A 20,433-nucleotide genomic window follows, 5' to 3' on the forward strand; every position below is an offset into this window, starting at 1 on the left:
ACATCATCCGTGAAAGAGCCGTCCGCGCGTGGTCGCGCAGGACGACGGGTTCATGACAGGTGAACCTAGTGCCGCCGTTCGTCTTTGCGCCATCAGTTCGAGAAATCAGTTTCGGAAGAATCAACGGGTGTTGAACCGTCCCGCCGCGCCGGCCGTGCCGTTGGGCAGGGGGACTCAGCGCCACCGTCCCCCCACACGGAGGTTGTTTTGTCCGTCGTCCCCACCGCACCCGCGTCACAAGGAGAACCCCCCGTGACCACCGAAGCAGCGCCGCCGCACGGCAGCGCGGGAACACCCACGGCGAGTCCCACGGCCGAAGAGTTCACAGCCGTCCAGCAGAGCGCCGAATTCGCCGAACTGCGCAGTTCCTACCGCTCTTTCGCCTTCCCGCTCACCGTGGCCTTCATCGCCTGGTACCTGCTCTACGTCCTGCTGTCCAGCTACGCCGGCGGCTTCATGGGGACCAAGCTCTTCGGCAACATCAACGTCGCCCTCGTGCTCGGCCTCGCCCAGTTCGCGACGACCTTCCTCATCGCCTGGCTGTACTCCCGGCACGCCGCCTCGAAGCTCGACCCCAAGGGTGCGGCGATCAAGGCGCGAATGGAGGCCGGCGAATGAGAGACACCCTCGCCCTCCGGCTCGCGGCGAACACCGCCGCCGGGGCCACCGAGCACCGGCCGCTGATCATCACCCTGTTCGGGCTGTTCGTCGTCGCCACCCTCATCATCACCATCTGGGCCGGCCGCCAGACCAAGGGCGCCGCCGACTTCTACGCGGGCGGCCGCCAGTTCACCGGCTTCCAGAACGGCCTCGCCATCTCCGGCGACTACATGTCCGCCGCGTCGTTCCTCGGCATCGCCGGCGCCATCGCGCTCTTCGGCTACGACGGCTTCCTCTACTCCATCGGCTTCCTCGTGGCCTGGCTGGTCGCCCTGCTGCTCGTCGCCGAGCCGCTGCGCAACTCCGGCCGCTACACGATGGGCGACGTCCTCGCGTTCCGGATGCGCCAGCGGCCCGTCCGCACCGCCGCCGGCACCTCGACCATCGTCGTCTCGATCTTCTACCTGCTCGCCCAGATGGCCGGCGCCGGCGTGCTCGTCTCGCTGCTCCTCGGCATCACCAGCGACGGAGGCAAGGTCGCCGTCGTCGCGCTGGTCGGCGTACTGATGATCCTCTACGTCACGATCGGCGGCATGAAGGGCACCACCTGGGTCCAGATGATCAAGGCCGTGCTGCTCATCGCAGGCGCCCTGCTCATCACCTTCCTGGTGCTGCTGAAGTTCAACTTCAACATCTCCGACCTGCTGGGCAAGGCGGCCGAGAACAGCGGCCAGGGCACCAAGTTCCTGGAGCCCGGTCTCAAGTACGGCAAGGACGCGACGACGAAGCTGGACTTCATCTCGCTCGGCATCGCCCTGGTCCTCGGCACCGCCGGCCTGCCGCACATCCTGATCCGCTTCTACACGGTTCCCACGGCCAAGGCCGCCCGCAAGTCCGTGAACTGGGCCATCGGCATCATCGGCGCCTTCTACCTGATGACCATCGCCCTCGGCTTCGGCGCCGCAGCCCTGCTCAAGCGCACCGACATCATCGCCTCCAACAAGGCCGGAAACACCGCGGCCCCGCTGGTCGCCCAGGAACTCGGCGGCGGCGCGGGCTCCACCGGCGGCGCCGTCCTGCTCGCCGTGATCTCCGCGGTCGCGTTCGCCACCATCCTCGCGGTGGTGGCCGGGCTCACCCTCGCCTCCTCCTCGTCCTTCGCCCACGACCTGTACGTGAACGTCATCCGCAAGGGCAAGGCCACCGAACAGGAGGAGGTCCGGGCCGCCCGCTGGTCCACGGTCGTGATCGGCGCCGTCGCCATCGGCCTCGGGGCCCTGGCCCGCGACCTCAACGTCGCCGGCCTCGTCGCCCTCGCCTTCGCGGTCGCCGCCTCCGCCAATCTGCCGACCATCCTGTACAGCCTCTTCTGGAAGCGGTTCAGCACCCGGGGTGCGCTCTGGTCGATCTACGGCGGCCTCGTCTCCGCGGTCGTCCTGGTGCTCTTCTCGCCGGTCGTCTCCGGAAAGCCCACCTCGATGTTCAAGGACGCCGACTTCTACTGGTTCCCCCTGGAGAACCCGGGCATCGTCTCCATCCCGCTCGGCTTCCTGCTGGGCTGGCTGGGAACCGTCCTGTCGAAGGAGAAGGCCGACCCCCAGAAGTTCGCGGAACTCGAGGTGCGCTCCCTTACCGGAACGGGCGCGCACTGAGACCGTGCTCCTGTGACATGGGCCGGACACACAGCGTGGCCGCGTCGTACTTCCCTACGACGCGGCCACGCCGCGTCTCGTTCATTTGGGCATCCCTACGCCGCACACGCGTCGCGTAGGCTCGATTACGGCGCCAGGCGTTTCTCCGAGGTGGCGCGAACCTCTACGAACCGGACAGGGGAGGGGGCCTGAATGCTTCTCGACACTTATGGCCGCGTGGCCACTGACCTGCGCGTCTCACTCACCGACCGGTGCAACCTGCGGTGCACGTACTGCATGCCCGAGGAGGGTCTGCAGTGGCTCGGGAAATCGGACCTGCTGAGCGACGACGAGATCGTCCGGCTGATCCGGATCGCCGTCACGCAGCTCGGGATCACCGAGGTCCGCTTCACCGGCGGCGAGCCGCTGCTCCGCCCCGGCCTGGTCGGGATCGTCGAGCAGTGCGCGGCCCTGGAGCCCCGCCCCAAGATGTCCCTGACCACCAACGGCATCGGCCTCAAGCGCACCGCACAGGCGCTCAAGGCCGCCGGCCTGGACCGCGTGAACGTTTCGCTGGACACCCTGCGGCCCGAGGTCTTCAAGACCCTCACCCGGCGTGACCGGCACCGCGACGTCCTCGACGGCATGGCCGCCGCCCGCGAGGCCGGTCTGACCCCCGTCAAGGTCAACGCCGTCCTGATGCCCGGCCTGAACGACGACGAGGCCCCCGACCTGCTCGCCTGGGCCGTGGAGAACGAGTACGAGCTCCGCTTCATCGAGCAGATGCCGCTCGACGCCCAGCACGGCTGGAAGCGCGACGGCATGATCACCGCCGGGGACATCCTCGCGTCGCTGCGCACCCGCTTCGCGCTCACCGAGGAAGGCGCCGAGGAGCGCGGCTCCGCCCCGGCCGAGCGCTGGCTGGTCGACGGCGGCCCGGCCACCGTCGGCGTGATCGCCTCGGTGACCAGGCCCTTCTGCAGCGCCTGCGACCGCACCCGGCTCACCGCCGACGGCCAGGTCCGTACGTGCCTCTTCGCCACCGAGGAGTCGGACCTGCGCGCAGCCCTGCGCTCCGGCGCCCCGGACGAGGAGATCGCCCGCCTGTGGAAGGTGGCGATGTGGGGCAAGAAGGCCGGGTCCGGTCTCGACGACCCGTCCTTCCTGCAGCCCGACCGCCCGATGTCCGCGATCGGCGGCTGAGGGCCCCGGCCCGGGCGCCTCGAGGCGCCCGGGCGGTCAGAGCCGCTCAGAGCCCTCCGGCTGGACCCACTCGTCGAGCTTCACGACGTCCTTGAGGAAACCGCGGACCCCCAGGAACTGGGAGAGGTGTTCGCGGTGTTCCCCGCACGCCAGCCAGGTCTTGCGGCGCTCCGGGGTGTGCAGCTTCGGGTTGTTCCACGCCAGGACCCAGACGGCCGCGTCGCGGCAGCCCTTGGCCGAACAGGTGGGCGCGTCCACGGAAGGCGTGGAGCCGGCGGATTCGGGGGAGTCAGGGGAGTTCACGCCTCAACCCTACAAACCCCTGTCACGGAAAGGCGACGCCGAGCAGCCACGGGGGGAGCTGCCCGGCGTCGGTCCGTCGCTCCGACGGGGGATGCGGAGCGCGTAGGCAGTATGTCACGCAGGACCCGGTGCGGTGCACCGGAACTTCATGATTGATCTGAGCTTTTATTGAGGTTTCCCGTGTTCAGTGCCGGACGCACAGGTGACGGGATGAAGTGCGAGGGCAGCGAGGGGGTCGATTCGCGCCCCGCGTTGGCGATGACCACGGCCACGTACGGCAGCAGCGCGCCCGCGATGAGCGTCACGATCGCCACATGACGTTCCACGTTCCACAGGATCACCGTCGCCAGGACCGACAGAGTCCTGATCGACATCGAGATGACGTACCGGCGCTGCCGTCCCCGTACGTCCTCGTCGAGGCCCATCCGGGCTCCGGTGATCCGGAAGACCTCGGCCCCGTTCCGCTTCTTCCGCTCCACGCTCCACCGCCCGATCCGCCGGCCGGACACTCCCCGGTCCGGATCCTCCCACCGTACGCCGCCGGTCCCGTGGCGAGGAGAGGGGGTGTCCCCCGAACGGGGCCGTCCGAAATGCGCAGTACGCCGGACGGGTTGAGACTGGGCCCACATGCGCACAACGCGCCACGAGGAGGCTCGACATGTCATGGTTGTGGGCGATCATCGTCGGTTTCGTGCTGGGCCTCATAGCCCGCGCCGTCCTGCCGGGCAAGCAGCATCAGCCCCTCTGGCTGACCACCCTGTTCGGCATCGCCGGCGCCGTCCTCGGCAACGCCGTCGCGGTGTGGATCGGCGTCGGGGAGACCAAGGGCATCGACTGGACCCGCCACCTGCTGCAACTTGCCGGAGCGGTGCTGATCGTGGCTCTCGGTGAAATGGTCTACAAATCGCTCAAGGGCGGCAGCAAGCAGATGACCTGAGGGCGGCACGACGGAGGGGCCGGCCGGACGTGGTGTCCGCACCGGCCCCTCCGCCGCGCTCGGGTGTCAGGCCCCGGGCGTCAGCCCGTGACCTCGACCGCCGCCAGGTTCTTCTTGCCGCGGCGCAGCACCAGCCAGCGCCCGTGCAGCAGGTCCTCCTTGGCGGGGACCGCGTCCTCGGCGGTGACCTTCGCGTTGTTCACGTAGGCACCGCCCTCCTTCACGGTCCGGCGGCCGGCCGACTTGCTCGCCACCAGCCCGGTCTCCGCGAACAGGTCGACCACCAGGCCGGCCTCGGCGACCTTCGCGTGCGGCAGCTCGGACAGGGCCGCGGCCAGCGTGGCCTCGTCCAGGTCCGCCAGCTCGCCCTGGCCGAACAGCGCCTTCGACGCGGCGATCACGGCCGCGCACTGGTCGGCGCCGTGCACCAGGGCGGTCAGCTCCTGCGCCAGTGCCTTCTGGGCGGCGCGCGCCTGCGGCCGCTCGGCCGTCTGCGCCTCGAGCTCCGCCAGCTCCTCGCGGGACTTGAAGGAGAGGATCCGCATGTAGGTGGAGATGTCCCGGTCGTCCACGTTCAGCCAGAACTGGTAGAACGCGTACGGGGTGGTCATCTCCGGGTCCAGCCAGACGGCCCCGCCCTCGGTCTTGCCGAACTTGGTGCCGTCCGCCTTGACCATCAGCGGGGTCGCCAGCGCGTGCACCTGCGCGTGCGGCTCCAGGCGGTGGATCAGGTCGAGACCGGCCGTCAGGTTGCCCCACTGGTCGGACCCGCCCTGCTGCAGGGTGCAGCCGTAGCGCCGGTACAGCTCCAGGAAGTCCATGCCCTGGAGCAGCTGGTAGCTGAACTCGGTGTAGCTGATGCCCTGGTCGGACTCCAGCCGCCTGGCGACCGAGTCCTTCGTCAGCATCTTGTTGACGCGGAAGTGCTTGCCGATGTCCCTGAGGAACTCGATGGCGGACAGGCCCGCCGTCCAGTCCAGGTTGTTCACCATGACCGCCGCGTTCTCGCCCTCGAAGGACAGGTACGGCTCGATCTGGGCGCGCAGCCGGCCCACCCAGTTGGCGACGGTCTCCGGGTCGTTCAGCGTCCGCTCGGCGGTCGGCCGCGGGTCGCCGATCTGCCCGGTGGCCCCGCCGACCAGCGCCAGCGGCCGGTGCCCGGCCTGCTGGAGCCGGCGTACGGTCAGCACCTGTACGAGGTGTCCCACGTGCAGCGAGGCAGCCGTCGGGTCGAAGCCGCAATAGAAGGTGACCGGACCGTCCGCGAACGCCTTGCGCAGCGCTTCTTCGTCGGTGGACAGGGCGAACAGCCCGCGCCACTTCAACTCGTCGACGATGTCCGTCACGGTTTCTCGACTCCTTCGAATGGTTTGCGTCGCGCCAAGGATTCAGTCTAGGTGGATCAGACGCCCTTGCTGACCGAGCTCATGTTGAAATCCGGGATCCGCAGCGCGGGCATCGCGGCCCGGGTGAACCAGTCGCTCCACTCGCGCGGCAGGGTCTTCTCGGTCCGGCCCGCCTCCGAAGCCCGCGACAGCAGGTCCACCGGCGACTCGTTGAACCGGAAGTTGTTCACCTCGCCGACGACCTGGCCGTTCTCCACCAGGTACACGCCGTCCCGGGTCAGACCCGTGAGCAGCAGCGTCGCCGGGTCGACCTCGCGGATGTACCAGAGGCAGGTCAGCAGCAGGCCCCGCTCGGTGGCCGCCACCATCTCCTCCAGCGACTTGTCTCCGCCGCCGTCGAGGATCAGGTTCCCGAAGCCGGGCGAGACCGGCATCCCGGTCATGGCCGCGCTGTGCCGGGTCGTGGTCAGCCGGGCCAGCTGCCCGTCGCGGATCCACTCGGTCGCCGGGACCGGCAGGCCGTTGTCGAAGACCGAGGCGTCGTCGCCCGAGCTGTGCGCGATCACGAACGGCGCGGACTCCAGGCCCGGCGCGTTCGGGTCGCTGCGCAGCGTCAGCGGCAGCTCGGACAGCTTCTCGCCGAGCCGGGTGCCGCCGCCGGGCTTGGAGAAGACCGTCCGGCCCTCCACCGCGTCCCGGGCCGCCGCGGACCACATCTGGTAGATCAGCAGGTCGGCCACGGCCGTCGGCGGCAGCAGGGTCTCGTACCGGCCGGCGGGCAGGTCGAAGCGCCGCTCCGCCCAGCCCAGGCGGACGGCCAGCTCCGCGTCCAGCACGGTCGGGTCCACGTCCTTGAAGTCCCGGGTGGAGCGGCCGGCCCAGGCCGAGCGCTGCCGGTCCGGGGACTTCGCATTGAGCTCCAGGGTCCCGTTCGGCTGGTCGTGGCGCAGCCGCAGCCCGGTCGAGGTGCCGACGTACGTGGAGACCAGCTCGTGGTTGGCGAAGCCGTACAGCTCCCGGCCGCCCGCGCGGGCCCGGGCGAAGGCCTCGCCCAGGGCCGGGGCGAAGTCCGCGAACACCGCCGAGCTCGTCTCGGCCGGGGCGTCGGTGAAGTCCGGCGAGGACGGGGTGCCGGTGACCAGCGGCTGGGCGTCCTCCGCCGGGCCCGCGCCCCGTGCGGCGGCCTCGGCGGCCCGGACCAGCGGCTCCAGGTCCGCGGTGGTCACGGCGGAGCGCGACACGACCCCCGAGGCCGTGCCCTCCTTGCCGTCGACCGTCGCGATGACCGTCAGGGTCCGGCCGCGGGTGACGCCGTTGGTGGTGAGCGCGTTGCCCGCCCAGCGCAGATTGGCCGTCGACTCCTCGTCGGCGATGACGACGCAGCCGTCGGCGGTGGACAGCTCCAGCGCGCGCTCGACGATCTCGTGGGGACTCGTACGGCTCATCGGCCGGCCTCCTGCGTGGTGTTCAGGATGTTCACGTCGCGGAACAGCGCGGACGGGCAGCCGTGCGAGACCGCCGCGACCTGGCCCGGCTGGGCCTTGCCGCAGTTGAAGGCGCCGCCCAGCACATACGTCTGCGGCCCGCCGACCTTCTCCATAGAGCCCCAGAAATCGGTGGTCGTGGCCTGGTAGGCGACGTCGCGCAGCTGCCCGGCCAGCCTGCCGTTCTCGATCCGGAAGAACCGCTGCCCGGTGAACTGGAAGTTGTAGCGCTGCATGTCGATCGACCAGGAGCGGTCGCCGACGACGTAGATGCCGCGCTCCACCCCGCCGATCAGGTCCTCGGTGGACAGCCCGCCCGGATCCGGCTTGAGCGAGACGTTCGCCATCCGCTGGACGGGCACGTGCCCGGGGGAGTCGGCGAAGGCGCAGCCGTTGGAGCGGCCCAGGTCGGTGAGCTTCGCGATCCGCCGGTCCAGCTGGTAGCCGACCAGGGTGCCGTCCTTGACCAGGTCCCAGCTCTGGGCCTGGACGCCCTCGTCGTCGAAGCCGACGGTGGCGAGCCCGTGCTCGGCGGTGCGGTCACCGGTCACGTTCATGATCGAGGAGCCGTACTTGAGCGTGCCGAGCTGGTCGAACGTCGCGAAGGAGGTCCCCGCGTACGCCGCCTCGTAGCCCAGCGCCCGGTCGAGCTCGGTGGCGTGGCCGATGGACTCGTGGATGGTGAGCCACAGGTTCGACGGGTCCACGACCAGGTCGTAGCGCCCGGCCTCGACGCTCGGCGCCCGCATCTTCTCGGCGAGCAGTACGGGGATCTGCTCCAGCTCGGCATCCCAGTCCCAGCCGGTGCCGGTCAGGTATTCCCAGCCGCGCCCGGCCGGCGGGGCGATGGTGCGCATCGAGTCGAACTCGCCGGTGGTGGCGTCCACGGCGACGGCGGTGAGCTGCGGGTGGATCCGCACGCGCTGCTGCGTGGTCATGGTGCCGGCGGTGTCGGCGTAGAACTTGTTCTCGTGCACGGCGAGCAGCGAGGCGTCGACGTGCGCCACCCCGTCGGCGGCCAGCAGCCGTGAGCTCCAGTCGGCGAGCAGGGCCGCCTTCTCCGCGTCCGGCACCTCGAAGGGGTTCACGTCGTACGCGGAGATCCACGTCTTGTCGGCGTGCACCGGCTCGTCCGCGAGCTCGACCCGCTCGTCGGAACCGGCGGCCTTGATGACCTGGGCGGACAGCTTCGCCATGGCCACGGCCTGCGAGGCCACCTTGGCGGCGCCGTCCATGGTCAGGTCCACACCGGAGGCGAACCCCCAGCTGCCGCCGTGCACCACGCGGACCGCGTACCCGAGGTCGGTGGTGTCGGAGCCGCCGGAGGGCTTGGCGTCCCGCAGCCGCCACGAGGCGTTGCGGATCCGCTCGAGCCGGAAGTCGGCATGGTCGCAGCCCAGCGCGCGGGCCCGGGCGAGCGCCGCGTCGGCGAGCGCCCGAAGGGGCAGCGCGGTGAAGGCCGCGTCGATGGAATGGGGCACGGAAGTCCTCCCGGAGTCGGGGCAGGTCGCCTCGATCATGTCGCGCTCGGGGCGCTTGTGCCTACATCTTTCTGTAGGGACTCGACAGACCCCGTACCGAGGCCCTGTCGGAGATCGATTCTGCGCACGGGCGGCCGGACCTATAGGTTTTTGGTAATCAGACCGCTAGTCGAAAGGGTGATCCGTTGAGCCGCTCGGTTCTCGTCACCGGAGGAAACCGGGGCATCGGCCTCGCCATCGCCCGAGCCTTCGCGCAGGCCGGCGACAAGGTCGCGATCACGTACCGGTCGGGTGAGCCGCCACAGGAGCTCACCGCGCTCGGCGTACTGGCGGTCCGCTGCGACATCACCGACTCCGACCAGGTGGAGCAGGCCTACAAGGAGATCGAGGACGCGCACGGCGCGGTCGAGGTGCTGGTGGCCAACGCCGGCATCACCAAGGACACGCTGCTGATGCGCATGTCCGAGGAGGACTTCGCCTCCGTCGTCGACACCAACCTCACCGGCACCTTCCGTGTGGTCAAGCGCGCGAACCGTGGCATGCTCCGTGCCAAGAAGGGCCGCGTCGTCCTGATCTCCTCGGTCGTCGGGCTGCTGGGCTCGGCGGGCCAGGCCAACTACGCAGCCTCCAAGGCCGCGCTGGTCGGCTTCGCCCGCTCGCTCGCCCGTGAGCTCGGCTCCCGCAACATCACCTTCAACGTCGTGGCCCCCGGTTTCGTGGACACCGACATGACGAAGGTGCTCACCGACGAGCAGCGTGCGGGCATCGTGGGCCAGGTGCCCCTGGGCCGCTACGCGCAGCCCGAGGAGATCGCGGCAGCCGTGAGCTTCCTGGCGTCCGACGACGCCGCGTACATCACAGGAGCCGTCATTCCCGTTGACGGCGGATTGGGCATGGGTCACTGATCACCATGAGCGGAATTCTCGACGGCAAGCGCATCCTCATCACCGGGGTGCTGATGGAGTCGTCCATCGCCTTCCACGCCGCCAGGCTGGCCCAGGAACAGGGCGCCGAGGTCATCCTCACCGCGTGGCCGCGCCCGACGCTGACCGAGCGCATCGCCAAGAAGCTGCCCAAGCCGGTCAAGGTGATCGAGCTCGACGTCACCAACGACGAGCACCTGGCCCGCCTGGAGGGCCTCGTCCGCGACGAGCTCGGCGGCCTCGACGGTGTCCTGCACTCCATCGGCTTCGCGCCGCAGGACGCCCTCGGCGGCAACTTCCTGAACACCCCGTTCGAGTCGGTCGCGACCGCCATGCACGTCTCGGCGTTCTCGCTGAAGTCGCTGACGATGGCCTGCAAGCCGCTGTTCCCGGCGGAGGGCGCGGCCGTCGTCGGCCTCACCTTCGACGCGCAGTTCGCCTGGCCGCAGTACGACTGGATGGGCCCGGCCAAGGCCGCGCTGGAGGCCACCAGCCGCTACCTCGCCCGCGACCTGGGCAAGGAGAACATCCGCTGCAACCTGGTCTCGGCCGGCCCGCTCGGCTCGATGGCCGCGAAGTCCATCCCGGGCTTCTCGGACCTGGCGGACGTCTGGAACTCCCGCTCGATGCTGGAGTGGGACATGAGCGACCCGGAGCCGACCGGCAAGGCCATCGTCGCCCTGCTGTCGGACTGGTTCCCGAAGACCACCGGCGAGATCGTCCACGTGGACGGCGGCCTGCACGCGATGGGTGCCTGAGCGAGGCACTCGTACATCCGTACGGCGGCGGCCGCGTCTCCCTTCCGGGGGGCGCGGCCGCCGCCGTACGTGCCGGTGGGGACGGGATTCCGGCCGGGCGCTCGATCAGATTTCCGCCCTCCGACCGGATCTTCCCGAGTCGAAAACCGGGACAGATGCCTGCAAACTGACCGGGTCGGGATCTTCCCGGCTCCGGCGGGGAGGAGGTGTGGCCATGCGTGGGAGGCGGAGCCGAGCGGTATCGCTGCTGGTCACCTCGGTGGTCCTGACGGGCCTCCTGATCCCGGGAGCCTTCGCGCAGCCCGAGGGGGGAGACCCGGCCCCCGGGCCCGAGGCGGCGGCCCCCGCCGTCGTGGACCTCGACGAGATTCCCGCAGAGCCGCCCGCACGGCCGCAGCCGCCCGCGGCCCATGAGCTGTACGGCGCCGACTGCGACACCCTGATCGACGGCTCGCAGGTGAGGGCGACCTGCCACAACGGTTATCCGGAGACCGACCTGCTCCGGCTGCACGTGGAATGCGACCGGTGGTGGGACCTGGACTCGGACAGCGCCGCCGTGGCCGTCGGGCCGGCCGGCCGCATCGAGCTCGTCGGCCGCTGCTGGAAGGAAGTCCGCTCGGCCTGGGTCACGCACCAGCGGCCGTGACCCTGCGGGCCGGTTCGCGAAGCCATCGGCCCGCCCTCGGACCCGGCCGCCCCGGCCGTGCTACTTCCGGCCGAGGCACGCGAACGGGTAGCCCGCCGCCTCCGACGCCGCCGCGTCCCCGTCCCCGCGCCGGATCGCCTCGATCAGCCGCGCGTGGTCCAGGTGAGACGCCGGATCCAGCTCCGTGCCGACGTCCGTGCGCAGCCAGTCCGCCACCAGGTCGCCGAGGTCCGCGTACAGCTCGATGAGCACCTCGTTGTGCGAGGCCGCCACCACCGCCATGTGCAGCGCCACGTCCGCCGCCACGAACCGCTCCGCGTCCCCGCTCGCCCATGCCTCCTCGCGCCGCGCCAGCAGCGCGTCCAGCTGTACGAGGTCCCGCTCGGTCCGCCGCTCCGCCGCCAGCCGGGCCGCGGAGGACTCCAGCGTCGAGCGGAGCTCCGCGATGTGCCGCGGGTCGGCGCCCGCGAAGCGGCGGTGCATCACCCCGGCGAGCTCGCTGGTGGCGATCACGTACGTGCCCGAGCCCTGCCGGATGTCCAGCAGTCCGTTGTGCGCCAAGGCCCGGACGGCCTCCCGGACGGTGTTCCGGGCGACGCCCAGCAGCTCCACCAGCTCCGGCTCGGTGGGGATGCGGGATCCGACGGGCCATTCGCCGGACGTGATCTGGTTCCTGAGCTGGGCGATCACCTGGTCGACCAGCGCGGATCGACGGGGCGAGGTCAGCGGCATACGGGCGGGGTCCTCTCGGAGGTCCGGACTGGGGGGTGACAACCAATCATCCCATGATTCTATGATGGTGTAATGCCCGACGAAGAAATCCAGACCATCGACCGGCCCCACGGCACGCGCACGGTACCCGCACAGGCCCGCCCCGCCGCTCCGGCGCGCCCCGAACCCGCCTGGCTCGGCCCGGTCCTCATCGTCGGCATCGTGCTGGCCGCCCTCGACCTGCGGCCCGCCATCACCAGCCTCGGCGCCCTCTTCGAGGAGGTCCGCACCGGCCTCGGCATGAGCGGCACCGTCGCCGGACTGATCACCTCCGTCCCCGCCCTCTGCTTCGCCGTCTTCGGCGTCACCGCGCCCCGGCTCTCCCGCCGCTTCGGCCCGGCCGCCGTCGTCTGCGCCGGCATGGCCGCCGTCGCGGCCGGCCTGCTGATCCGGCCCTTCACCCACGCCGCCGCCGGCTTCCTCGCCGCCAGCGCCCTGTCCCTGGCCGGCATAGCCCTGACCAACGTGCTGCTCCCCGTCATCGTCAAGCGCTGGTTCCCGGACCGCGTCGGCACCATGACCGGCCTGTACTCCATGGCCCTGGCCGTCGGCACCTCGCTCGCCGCCGCCGCGACCGTCCCCATGACCTCCGCCCTCGGCGGCAGCTGGCGTACGGGCCTGCTCGTGTGGGCCGTCCTCGCGGTGGCCGCGGTGGTGCCCTGGCTGCCCGTCGCGGCGGCCGCCCGGCGGGAGAAGCGGGCCGCCGCCGAGCCGGCCGCGCACGTACGGGCGGACACGGGCCCGAAGATCGTCCGCAGCCGGACCGCCTGGGCCCTGGCCTGCTACTTCGGCCTCCAGGCCACCGGCGCGTACATCACCATGGGCTGGCTCCCGCAGATCTTCCGCGACGCCGGGGTCTCCGCGGGCACCGCCGGCGTCCTGCTCGCCGTCACCATGGTCATGGGCGTCCCGCTCGCGTTCGTCATCCCGAACCTGGCCGGCCGGATGAAGAACCAGGGGGCCATCGCCGCCGCCCTCGGCGTCTTCGGCCTCGTCGGGTACAGCGGGCTCCACTTCGCCCCCGCCGCCGGCGCCTGGGCCTGGGCACTCCTGCTCGGCGTCTCCAACTGCGCCTTCCCGCTCGTCATCACGCTGATCGGGCTGCGCGCCAAGTCCCCGGCCGGCGTCGTCAAGCTGTCCGCCTTCGCCCAGAGCATCGGCTACCTCATCTCCATCCCCGGACCGCTCCTCATCGGCACGCTCTACCAGCACAGCGGCGGCTGGGACCTGCCCCTCACCCTCATGGCGGGCCTGCTGGTCCCGCAGATCGCGCTGGGCATCCTGGCGGGCCGGGACCGCACGATCGAGGACGAATGCGGCATGCGAGACTGAGCGGCATGTCGCCCGTACTCGAACCGAACCCGCAGAACAGCCACAAGAAGCTCGGCATGGTGCTCGGCGCCATGCTCGTCGTGACCGTGATCATCTCCGTCATCGCGACCGTCGTCTCCCCCTGACGGGGCCGGTGGTGGGGTTAACCCCACCAACCCTTAGGGGGACAGGTTCAGGGTCGAGTGGGGTGTGCCCCGGATGGGCCCCGCGCCTTCGGATCCATAGATTCGAGGAGAGCGAGCCAGTCCCACCCGCGCACCCACGGAGGCGGCCATGTCGGCCCCCACGATTCCCCCGCACGTCCCCGGCCCCGGTCCCCGGGTCCACGGCGCGAGCGCCCGGCTGCACTGGTGGGCGCTGGCCCTGCCCGCGCTCGCCTTCGGCCTCCTGCTGCTGCTCCTCGCCGGCTCCGCCGAGGCCCACGCCGCCTCCGGCGAGGCCTCCGCGCTCCTCCAGGTCACCCAACAGCTCCTGCGCGCCGTCGGCTGACCGGGGTGCGCCCCGAGGGGCCGCGCGGCGCCCGCGCCGGCGTGCGCCGGGAGCCGCCCCGCGCCCGGGGCGCAGCCCCTCAACACCCTGCGCCCCATGGCCCGATCCGTGCGAAGCTGGGAGCCATGAGCGCCGACACACCCCGCAGGATCGTCCTCCTCCGGCACGCCAAGGCCGACTGGCCCGAGGTGCCCGACCACGAGCGCCCGCTGGCGGAACGAGGCCGCAAGGACGCACCGGCCGCCGGGCTGAAGCTGGCCGAGACCGGCATCGCCTTCGACCTGGCCCTCTGCTCCACCGCCGCCCGCACCCGTGAGACGTGGAAGCTCGCCGTCCAGGAGATGCCGCACCGGCCGCGGACCTCGTACGAGGAGCGGCTGTACGACGCCTCTCCGGGCGAGCTCATCGCCCTGCTGAACGAGACCTCCGACGAGGTCAAGGACCTCCTCGTCATCGGCCACAACCCGGGCATGCACGCCCTCGCCGACGCCCTCGCCGGCCGCGCGGAGGGCGACACCCTGGCCCGGATGACCCGGACCGGGTTCCCGACCGCCGCGTTCGCCGTCGTCTCCTTCACCGGCTCCTGGAAGTCCGTGGAGCCCGGGGTGGGCACGCTGCTGGACTTCTGGACCCCCGAGGACCACTGAGCACCCGTACGTACGCCCGATGTGAACGGGCCCCGGCGCGGATCGATCCGCGCCGGGGCCCGTCCTCGTACTACGGAGGCGGCTCAGGTCAGACCCGCGGCCTCGACCTCTTCGCGGGTGATCCCGAGCAGGTACAGGACCGCGTCCAGGAACGGCACGTTCACCGCCGTGTGCGCGGCCTCGCGGACCACCGGCTTGGCGTTGAAGGCCACGCCCAGCCCGGCCGCGTTCAGCATGTCCAGGTCGTTGGCGCCGTCGCCGATGGCCACCGTCTGGGCCAGCGGTACACCTGCCTCCGCGGCGAAGCGGCGCAGCAGCCGGGCCTTGCCCGCCCGGTCCACGATCTCGCCGGTGACCCGGCCGGTCAGCTTCCCGTCGACGATCTCGAGGGTGTTGGCCGAGGCGAAGTCCAGCCCCAGCCGCTCCTGCAGATCGTCCGTGACCTGGGTGAACCCGCCCGAGACCACGCCGACCTGGTAGCCGAGCTGCTTGAGGGTGCGGATCAGGGTCCGGGCGCCCGGCGTGAGCCGCACCTCGGAGCGGACCTTGTCCACGACGGAGGCGTCCAGCCCGGCCAGCAGCTTCACCCGGGCGTGCAGCGACTGTTCGAAGTCCAGCTCGCCGCGCATGGCCCGCTCGGTCACCTCGGCGACCTCGGCCTCGCAGCCGGCGTGCGCGGCGAACAGCTCGATGACCTCGTCCTGGATCAGGGTCGAGTCCACGTCCATGACGACCAGGCGCTGGGCCCGGCGGTGCAGGCCGGCCGAGACCACGGCCACGTCGACGCCGATGTGCGCGGCGGCGGTGGCCAGGGCCGTGCGCAGCGGCTCGGTCTCGCAGCCGGACACGGCGAACTCGACGGCCGTCACGGGGTACTTGGCGAGCCGGAAGATGCGGTCGATGTTGCCTCCGGTCGCGGTTATCCGCGAGGCGATGGCGGCCGTGGACTCGGCCGTCAGCGGGTGCCCGAGCACGGTGACGTGCGAACGGCCGCTGCCGCGCGGCCGGTTGTCACCGGTACCGGAGAGGATCTCGGCCTGCATCTTGAGCGACTCGGCCCAGCTGTGGACGGTGGCCCGCAGCTCGCCCTCGGTGCCGGCGGCGGGCTTGGTGACGAGGGCGCACAGGACGATGCGGCCACGGGTGACGACCTGCTCGATGTCGACGACGTCGACGGAGTAGGCGGCGAGGGTGTCGAACAGCCCGGCGGTGATCCCGGGACGGTCCTTGCCGAAGATCTTGACGAGGAGGGTGGGGACGTCGGAGGTCTGCGAAGCGCTCATGGTGCCCTCACCGTATCTTCCCGCTCTCCGTGCTTGGACCCCCGTCCCACCTGCCGGAACCATTCTCCGGCGGAGTGCTCCCCGGCGCTGCCCGGTACGGGCGCCCGGGGGACGGCGGCGGGGTGAACGGAAACCGACGGGCAGGTGTCAGGGGCCCTCGGGGCGGTCGGCCGGCCGACCGTGTTCGATTTGGTACGGCCCGTCCCTTTTCCCGGCGCCTCAGTCCGGGGGCCCGAGCGGTGGCGGCGGGGGCGGGGTGAACGGCGGGCGGTGGTGCGGAGCCGGGCGCCCGGAGGGCCTGCGGGGCAGCCGGGTGATCGTGACGTCCCAGGAGCCGTCGGGCTCGGCGTACGGGTCGGGGTACGGGTTCTGCCCGGGGCTCGCGTACGGGTACGGCCGCCCCGGCGGCGGCCGGTACGGGGCCGTCGGCGCATCGGGCCCGGCCCCCGGCGGCGCCGGGACCGGCCGCAGCGGGCGCCGGCGCCGCGCCAGCAGCGCCCCCGCCCCGCCCGCCGCCGCGCCCCAGGCCGCCCCGAGCAGCAGCGCGTACGGCGCCTCGCCCCGCAGCTCCACCCCGGCGCCCACCGCGTCGATGCCGAGCACCGATAGCGAGCCTCCCCCTGCCAGGGCGGGGGGACCCCCGACCGACACCCCCGTCAGCCACACCAGCACCGCCAGCACCACCCCGGTCACGGCTGACAGCCGCACCGCGCACCCCGGGATCCCGCGGGCCGGAGTCCGTACGGCGGCCAGCACTCCGGCGCCGAGCAGCAGCAGCCCCACCCCCGCAACCAGCAGCCAGGCCCGACCGTCGTACTCCGCGAGCCGGGCCACCGTCACCGGCTCGTGCGCCGAGCCGCCTAGCAGATCGTCCAGCGGATCCGGCAGCAGCCGGCCCGGCGCGCCCGTGGCCCGCCCGTCGACCGGCACGAACATCCCCAGCAGCATCCCCGTCCAGGCCCCGTTGGGCGCCCCCAGCAGTGCGGTACCCAGCACCCGCCGCGGATGCTCGTCCCCCAGCGCCGCCCACACCGCCGCGGCGAGCCCCGCCGCCACCGCCATCAGCAACGCCACCACGAGCGCCGACACCGCGGGCCGCAGCCGCGCGAACGCCGCCGGGCCGCGCCGCGAAGCCAGCAGTGCCACCGCCAGTACGGCCAGCACCCACACCGCCGCGCCCAGCAGCGTCGGACCCGACTCCACCGAGAACCCCACCCGGGCCTCGGCGTCGATCAGGTCCCCGATGCGGTCCGGGAGCAGCCCGCCGATGTCGCCGATCCCGGGGACCACCACCTGCGGCGGGGTCCTCGGCAGCTGCGGCCCGTCCAGGGTGACCACGTCGTGCCCGGCCCGGGCCAGCCCGGCCGCCGCGGCGACGAACAGCACCGCCACCGAGGCCGTGCGGGCTGCGAGTTCACCCGTCCCCGCCCCGGTCCGCACCGAGCGCAGGAAGATCCGGGCGAGGACCAGCGCCCCGGCCAGCCCCACCCCGAGCGGCATGACGTCCAGTGAGGTCTGCGCACCCGGGCCGGTGACCCCGAGGACCGACACGTCCCACGACGGGGTCACCGTCCCGCCGATCGCGAGGACCACCACGGCGGCCGTCATCGCCCCGAGCGAGCCTCCCGTGGTGTCGGCGCCGAGCAGATGGAGCCCCAGCGCGGCGACCCCGGCCATCACGACGAAGGCCCAGCCGGTGGCGGCGATGCCCGAGAGGACCACGTCTCCCCAGCGAATGCGGCGCATGCGTGCCCCCGATGCGTGTCGAGCGTATGCGGTGGGTCGAGAAGTCCCGTATCTCACTCTCCGGGTGACTTTCGACCCCGTCAACGGGCAGGCGTAGACGCCCCGGGAAGGCCCCGATTCCACATGTGGCCCCAGGCCTGAAATAGTTCCCCCGGATGTTCGCCATCCCTAGACTCCCTGACGTCGGACTCCCTGACGCCAGGGGGATTCTCGGGGGACCTAAGTGGGGCTGGAGTGCCGGAACTCGTACTGGAATTGAATGGAAGGACCTGGACGCTCGATCCGTCCAGGTCGTACTCGCTGGGGCGTGACCCCCAGGGAGACGTGGTGATCGATGACGCCCGGGTGTCGTGGCGGCACGCCACCATCGCCTGGAACGGCCGGGGTTGGGGCATCGAGGACCACGGCAGCACCAACGGCACCTACGTGCACGGCGCGCGGGTCCAGCAGACCGAGCTCGTGCCGGGCACGCCGGTCCACCTGGGCAACGCCACCGACGGCCCGCGGCTGAATCTGAGCGCAGCCGCAGCGCCGCAGCAGGCCGTACCGCAGCAGGCGGCCCCGGCCTACCAGGCCCCGGCCCAGCAGGCCGCTCCGGCCTACCAGGCCCCGGCCCAGCAGGCCGCCCCCGCGTACCAGGCGCCTGCCCAGGCGCAGCAGCAGGCCTGGCAGCAGCAGCCGCAGCAGGCGGCCGCCCACCAGCAGCCGCAGCAGCCGCACTTCCCGCAGCAGCAGCAGGGCGGCGGCGCGGGCGTGCCCGCGCAGGGCGCCGCACCCGCGTACGGCGGTGACCGCAGCCCGACGACGTTCCACCAGATCGCCGTCGGCCGCGTCATGCGGATCGGCCGTGCGCTGGAGAACGAGCTCGTCGTCTCGGACCTCCAGGTCTCGCGCCTCCACGCGGAGTTCCGCTCCACGGGCGGCCGTTTCGAGATCCACGACCTCGGCAGCCACAACGGCACCTACGTCAACGGCCAGCCGCTGCCCAAGTCCGGCACCGCGCTGCTCGGCCCGAACGACATCGTCGGCGTCGGCCACTCGACGTTCCGGATCGTCGGCGACCGGCTCGAGGAGTTCGTCGACACCGGTGACGTCTCCTTCTCGGCCCGCCACCTCACGGTGACGGTCGACGGAGGCAAGCAGATCCTCAAGGACGTCACCTTCGGCGTCCCGGAGAAGTCGCTCATCGGCGTCATCGGCCCCTCCGGCTCCGGAAAGTCCACGCTGCTCAAGGCGCTGACCGGCTACCGGCCCGCCAACGAGGGCGACGTCCTCTACGACAACCGCAACCTGTACAAGCAGTTCGCGGAGCTCCGCCAGCGCATCGGCCTGGTCCCGCAGGACGACATCCTGCACAAGGAGCTGAAGGTCAGCACGGCCCTCAAGTACGCGGCCAAGCTCCGCTTCCCCGGCGACACCGCCGAGTCCGAGCGCGCCGCCCGCATCGACGAGGTCCTGCGCGAGCTCAAGCTCGACATCCACAAGGACAAGAAGATCACCGCGCTCTCGGGCGGTCAGCGCAAGCGCGTGTCCGTGGCGCTGGAGCTGCTCACCAAGCCGTCTCTGATCTTCTTGGACGAGCCCACCTCCGGCCTCGACCCGGGCATGGACCGCGACGTCATGCAGCTGCTGCGCGGCCTCGCCGACGACGGCCGCACGGTCCTGGTCGTCACCCACTCGGTGGCCGAGCTGTCGCTGTGCGACAAGCTGCTGGTCATGGCTCCGGGCGGTTCGGTCGCGTACTTCGGCCCGCCGGACGAGGCGCTGAACTTCTTCGGCTACACCACGTGGGCGGACGTCTTCTCGGCCTTCGAGAACTACCGCGACTACGACTGGGCCGGCCGCTGGAAGGGCTCGCAGCACTACCAGCTGTACGCCGCCGATCTCGACTCGGTCGCCCCGCAGCAGGTCGCGATGCCGCCGATGCAGCAGATGATGCCGCCGAAGGCGCAGGGCTGGGGCGACCAGCTGTGGACCCTGATCCGCCGGTACGTCTCGGTGATCGCGTCCGACAAGGGCTTCATGGCCCTCATGCTGATCCTGCCCGCGGTCCTGGGCGTGGTCTCCACGGTCATCCCCGCGACGTTCGGCCTCGCGCCGCCGAAGCCGCCGTCCCGGTTCAACGGCGACGCCGGCACGATCATGCTGATCCTCTGCGTCGGCATGTGCTTCTCGGGCGCCGCGAACTCGGTCCGTGAGCTGATCAAGGAACGGGTCATCTACGAGCGCGAGCGCGCCACCGGTCTGTCCCGGTCGGCGTACCTCATGTCGAAGGTGATCGTCCTCGGCTTCATCACGGCCATCCAGGGCGCTGTCATCTGCGCCATCGGCTTCGCCCCGCGCGACCTGCCCACCGAGGGCCTGCTCATGCCGCCGGCCGTCGAGCTGTGCCTGTCGGTCACCGCGCTCGGCTTCACGTCGATGATGTTCGGCCTCGTGATCTCCTCGCTGGTGAAGACCGCCGAGAAGACCATGCCGCTGCTGGTCATGTTCGCGATCGTCCAGGTCGTGTTCACCGGCATCCTGTTCCAGGTGTACGACTCGCCCGGCCTGGAGCAGTTCGCCTGGCTGATGCCGTCGCGCTGGGCGGTCGCCGCCGCCGGCACCACGCTCGACCTCGGCAAGCTCATGCCGCCGTGGGACCAGCAGAACCCGACCAACACCGACCCGCTGTGGGAGCACTCGATCGCACAGTGGGGCGTGAACATCACGATCCTGCTGCTCATCGGCGTCGCCTGCGGCTTCGCCGTGCAGAAGCTGCTGCGCCGCCACGAGCCCGAGGTCATGCGCAACTAGCCGGCACCGCTGCGCGCACCCTCCCCGCCACGAGAAACGCCTCAGGGCGGCACCCGG

The 20,433-nt window shown here is 71.4% G+C and carries 20 protein-coding genes; 12 read left to right on the plus strand and 8 right to left on the minus strand.

Annotated elements, in window-relative coordinates; translation table 11 throughout:
- Nucleotides 1-252 precede the first annotated feature (252 nt).
- The 3 genes from AB5J51_RS29815 to moaA all read left to right on the plus strand — a co-directional run bounded on the left by AB5J51_RS29815 (nucleotide 253) and on the right by moaA (nucleotide 3,434).
- Entirely contained in the window at nucleotides 253-618 is a 366-nt protein-coding gene (locus AB5J51_RS29815) for a DUF485 domain-containing protein (RefSeq protein ID WP_053790867.1), read from the plus strand.
- Nucleotides 615-2,252 carry a cation acetate symporter gene (locus AB5J51_RS29820; protein WP_053790868.1) on the plus strand — a complete coding sequence of 546 codons (1,638 nt, stop codon included), beginning with the start codon at nucleotides 615-617 and terminating at the stop codon, nucleotides 2,250-2,252. The genes AB5J51_RS29815 and AB5J51_RS29820 overlap by 4 nt, the downstream gene beginning before the upstream one ends.
- A gap of 192 nt (nucleotides 2,253-2,444) precedes the next feature.
- Nucleotides 2,445-3,434, plus strand: a complete 990-nt coding sequence (moaA, locus tag AB5J51_RS29825; protein WP_136227117.1) for a GTP 3',8-cyclase MoaA — start codon at nucleotides 2,445-2,447, stop codon at nucleotides 3,432-3,434.
- Nucleotides 3,435-3,470: 36 nt separating this feature from the next.
- Here moaA and AB5J51_RS29830 read toward each other — a convergent pair whose 3' ends face one another.
- Both AB5J51_RS29830 and AB5J51_RS29835 read right to left on the minus strand, forming a co-directional pair.
- Nucleotides 3,471-3,737 carry a hypothetical protein gene (locus AB5J51_RS29830; protein ID WP_053790870.1) on the minus strand — a complete coding sequence of 89 codons (267 nt, stop codon included), beginning with the start codon at nucleotides 3,735-3,737 and terminating at the stop codon, nucleotides 3,471-3,473.
- Nucleotides 3,738-3,883: 146 nt separating this feature from the next.
- Nucleotides 3,884-4,216, minus strand: coding sequence for a DUF3099 domain-containing protein (locus tag AB5J51_RS29835; RefSeq protein WP_037636280.1), 333 nt, complete (start codon nucleotides 4,214-4,216; stop codon nucleotides 3,884-3,886).
- Nucleotides 4,217-4,395: 179 nt separating this feature from the next.
- Between AB5J51_RS29835 and AB5J51_RS29840 the strand changes: the two genes are divergently transcribed.
- The gene (locus AB5J51_RS29840; RefSeq protein WP_053790871.1) at nucleotides 4,396-4,674 is read left to right on the plus strand and encodes a GlsB/YeaQ/YmgE family stress response membrane protein; all 279 of its coding nucleotides are present in this window, start codon (nucleotides 4,396-4,398) and stop codon (nucleotides 4,672-4,674) included.
- Nucleotides 4,675-4,754: 80 nt separating this feature from the next.
- Here AB5J51_RS29840 and tyrS read toward each other — a convergent pair whose 3' ends face one another.
- From tyrS to AB5J51_RS29855, 3 genes are read right to left on the minus strand one after another with little or no spacing between them, the layout of a single operon-like run.
- On the minus strand, nucleotides 4,755-6,020 hold the full coding sequence (gene tyrS / locus AB5J51_RS29845) for a tyrosine--tRNA ligase (protein WP_369779068.1): 1,266 nt from the start codon (nucleotides 6,018-6,020) through the stop codon (nucleotides 4,755-4,757).
- Nucleotides 6,021-6,076: 56 nt separating this feature from the next.
- Nucleotides 6,077-7,465 carry a metallopeptidase TldD-related protein gene (locus AB5J51_RS29850; protein WP_030300573.1) on the minus strand — a complete coding sequence of 463 codons (1,389 nt, stop codon included), beginning with the start codon at nucleotides 7,463-7,465 and terminating at the stop codon, nucleotides 6,077-6,079.
- Entirely contained in the window at nucleotides 7,462-8,985 is a 1,524-nt protein-coding gene (locus AB5J51_RS29855; RefSeq protein WP_030300574.1) for a TldD/PmbA family protein, read from the minus strand. The genes AB5J51_RS29850 and AB5J51_RS29855 overlap by 4 nt, the downstream gene beginning before the upstream one ends.
- 185 nt (nucleotides 8,986-9,170) lie before the next feature.
- On the opposite strand from AB5J51_RS29855, the gene fabG reads away from it, so the two are divergent.
- The 3 genes from fabG (at nucleotide 9,171) to AB5J51_RS29870 (ending at nucleotide 11,312) form a co-directional block, all read left to right on the plus strand.
- Entirely contained in the window at nucleotides 9,171-9,890 is a 720-nt protein-coding gene (gene fabG, locus AB5J51_RS29860; RefSeq protein ID WP_053790874.1) for a 3-oxoacyl-[acyl-carrier-protein] reductase, read from the plus strand.
- Between the two features lie 5 nt (nucleotides 9,891-9,895).
- Entirely contained in the window at nucleotides 9,896-10,666 is a 771-nt protein-coding gene (gene fabI / locus AB5J51_RS29865; protein ID WP_030300577.1) for an enoyl-ACP reductase FabI, read from the plus strand.
- 214 nt (nucleotides 10,667-10,880) lie between these two features.
- On the plus strand, nucleotides 10,881-11,312 hold the full coding sequence (locus AB5J51_RS29870; protein WP_078988124.1) for a hypothetical protein: 432 nt from the start codon (nucleotides 10,881-10,883) through the stop codon (nucleotides 11,310-11,312).
- A 60-nt stretch (nucleotides 11,313-11,372) separates the two neighbouring features.
- Here the strand turns inward: AB5J51_RS29870 and AB5J51_RS29875 are convergent, their stop codons facing one another.
- Nucleotides 11,373-12,044 carry a FadR/GntR family transcriptional regulator gene (locus AB5J51_RS29875; protein WP_369779069.1) on the minus strand — a complete coding sequence of 224 codons (672 nt, stop codon included), beginning with the start codon at nucleotides 12,042-12,044 and terminating at the stop codon, nucleotides 11,373-11,375.
- 72 nt (nucleotides 12,045-12,116) lie between these two features.
- Here AB5J51_RS29875 and AB5J51_RS29880 point away from each other — a divergent pair, with 72 nt between their 5' ends.
- From AB5J51_RS29880 to AB5J51_RS29895, 4 genes are all read left to right on the plus strand, one after another.
- Nucleotides 12,117-13,415 carry a CynX/NimT family MFS transporter gene (locus AB5J51_RS29880; protein ID WP_369779070.1) on the plus strand — a complete coding sequence of 433 codons (1,299 nt, stop codon included), beginning with the start codon at nucleotides 12,117-12,119 and terminating at the stop codon, nucleotides 13,413-13,415.
- Nucleotides 13,416-13,420: 5 nt separating this feature from the next.
- On the plus strand, nucleotides 13,421-13,540 hold the full coding sequence (locus tag AB5J51_RS29885) for an SGM_5486 family transporter-associated protein (RefSeq protein WP_267882186.1): 120 nt from the start codon (nucleotides 13,421-13,423) through the stop codon (nucleotides 13,538-13,540).
- 148 nt (nucleotides 13,541-13,688) lie between these two features.
- Entirely contained in the window at nucleotides 13,689-13,904 is a 216-nt protein-coding gene (locus tag AB5J51_RS29890; RefSeq protein ID WP_053790877.1) for a hypothetical protein, read from the plus strand.
- 125 nt (nucleotides 13,905-14,029) lie between these two features.
- Nucleotides 14,030-14,551 (plus strand): histidine phosphatase family protein, encoded by a 522-nt coding sequence (locus AB5J51_RS29895; protein WP_133898413.1) that lies wholly within the window; start codon nucleotides 14,030-14,032, stop codon nucleotides 14,549-14,551.
- Nucleotides 14,552-14,634: 83 nt separating this feature from the next.
- On the opposite strand, the gene serB is transcribed toward AB5J51_RS29895, so the two are convergent.
- Together serB and AB5J51_RS29905 are read right to left on the minus strand one after the other, a co-directional pair.
- Nucleotides 14,635-15,834, minus strand: a complete 1,200-nt coding sequence (serB, locus tag AB5J51_RS29900; RefSeq protein ID WP_133898414.1) for a phosphoserine phosphatase SerB — start codon at nucleotides 15,832-15,834, stop codon at nucleotides 14,635-14,637.
- Nucleotides 15,835-16,053: 219 nt separating this feature from the next.
- Entirely contained in the window at nucleotides 16,054-17,580 is a 1,527-nt protein-coding gene (locus tag AB5J51_RS29905) for a streptophobe family protein (RefSeq protein WP_369779071.1), read from the minus strand.
- 234 nt (nucleotides 17,581-17,814) lie between these two features.
- Here AB5J51_RS29905 and AB5J51_RS29910 point away from each other — a divergent pair, with 234 nt between their 5' ends.
- Nucleotides 17,815-20,376, plus strand: a complete 2,562-nt coding sequence (locus AB5J51_RS29910) for an FHA domain-containing protein (RefSeq protein WP_369779072.1) — start codon at nucleotides 17,815-17,817, stop codon at nucleotides 20,374-20,376.
- Nucleotides 20,377-20,433: the final 57 nt, after the last annotated feature.

Origin of the sequence: Streptomyces sp. R33, assembly GCF_041200175.1 — a bacterium.
GTDB lineage: Bacteria > Actinomycetota > Actinomycetes > Streptomycetales > Streptomycetaceae > Streptomyces > Streptomyces katrae_B.

Excerpts from the sequence above, each read along its gene's own strand:
- AB5J51_RS29820 (WP_053790868.1), top strand. The coding sequence starts at position 615 with ATGAGAGACACCCTCGCCCTCCGGCTCGCGGCGAACACCGCCGCCGGG.
- moaA (WP_136227117.1), top strand. The coding sequence starts at position 2,445 with ATGCTTCTCGACACTTATGGCCGCGTGGCCACTGACCTGCGCGTCTCA.
- AB5J51_RS29840 (WP_053790871.1), top strand. The coding sequence starts at position 4,396 with ATGTCATGGTTGTGGGCGATCATCGTCGGTTTCGTGCTGGGCCTCATA.
- AB5J51_RS29850 (WP_030300573.1), bottom strand. The coding sequence starts at position 7,465 with ATGAGCCGTACGAGTCCCCACGAGATCGTCGAGCGCGCGCTGGAGCTG.
- fabI (WP_030300577.1), top strand. The coding sequence starts at position 9,896 with ATGAGCGGAATTCTCGACGGCAAGCGCATCCTCATCACCGGGGTGCTG.
- AB5J51_RS29870 (WP_078988124.1), top strand. The coding sequence starts at position 10,881 with ATGCGTGGGAGGCGGAGCCGAGCGGTATCGCTGCTGGTCACCTCGGTG.
- AB5J51_RS29875 (WP_369779069.1), bottom strand. The coding sequence starts at position 12,044 with ATGCCGCTGACCTCGCCCCGTCGATCCGCGCTGGTCGACCAGGTGATC.
- AB5J51_RS29880 (WP_369779070.1), top strand. The coding sequence starts at position 12,117 with ATGCCCGACGAAGAAATCCAGACCATCGACCGGCCCCACGGCACGCGC.
- AB5J51_RS29885 (WP_267882186.1), top strand. The coding sequence starts at position 13,421 with ATGTCGCCCGTACTCGAACCGAACCCGCAGAACAGCCACAAGAAGCTC.
- AB5J51_RS29890 (WP_053790877.1), top strand. The coding sequence starts at position 13,689 with ATGTCGGCCCCCACGATTCCCCCGCACGTCCCCGGCCCCGGTCCCCGG.
- AB5J51_RS29895 (WP_133898413.1), top strand. The coding sequence starts at position 14,030 with ATGAGCGCCGACACACCCCGCAGGATCGTCCTCCTCCGGCACGCCAAG.
- serB (WP_133898414.1), bottom strand. The coding sequence starts at position 15,834 with ATGAGCGCTTCGCAGACCTCCGACGTCCCCACCCTCCTCGTCAAGATC.
- AB5J51_RS29905 (WP_369779071.1), bottom strand. The coding sequence starts at position 17,580 with ATGCGCCGCATTCGCTGGGGAGACGTGGTCCTCTCGGGCATCGCCGCC.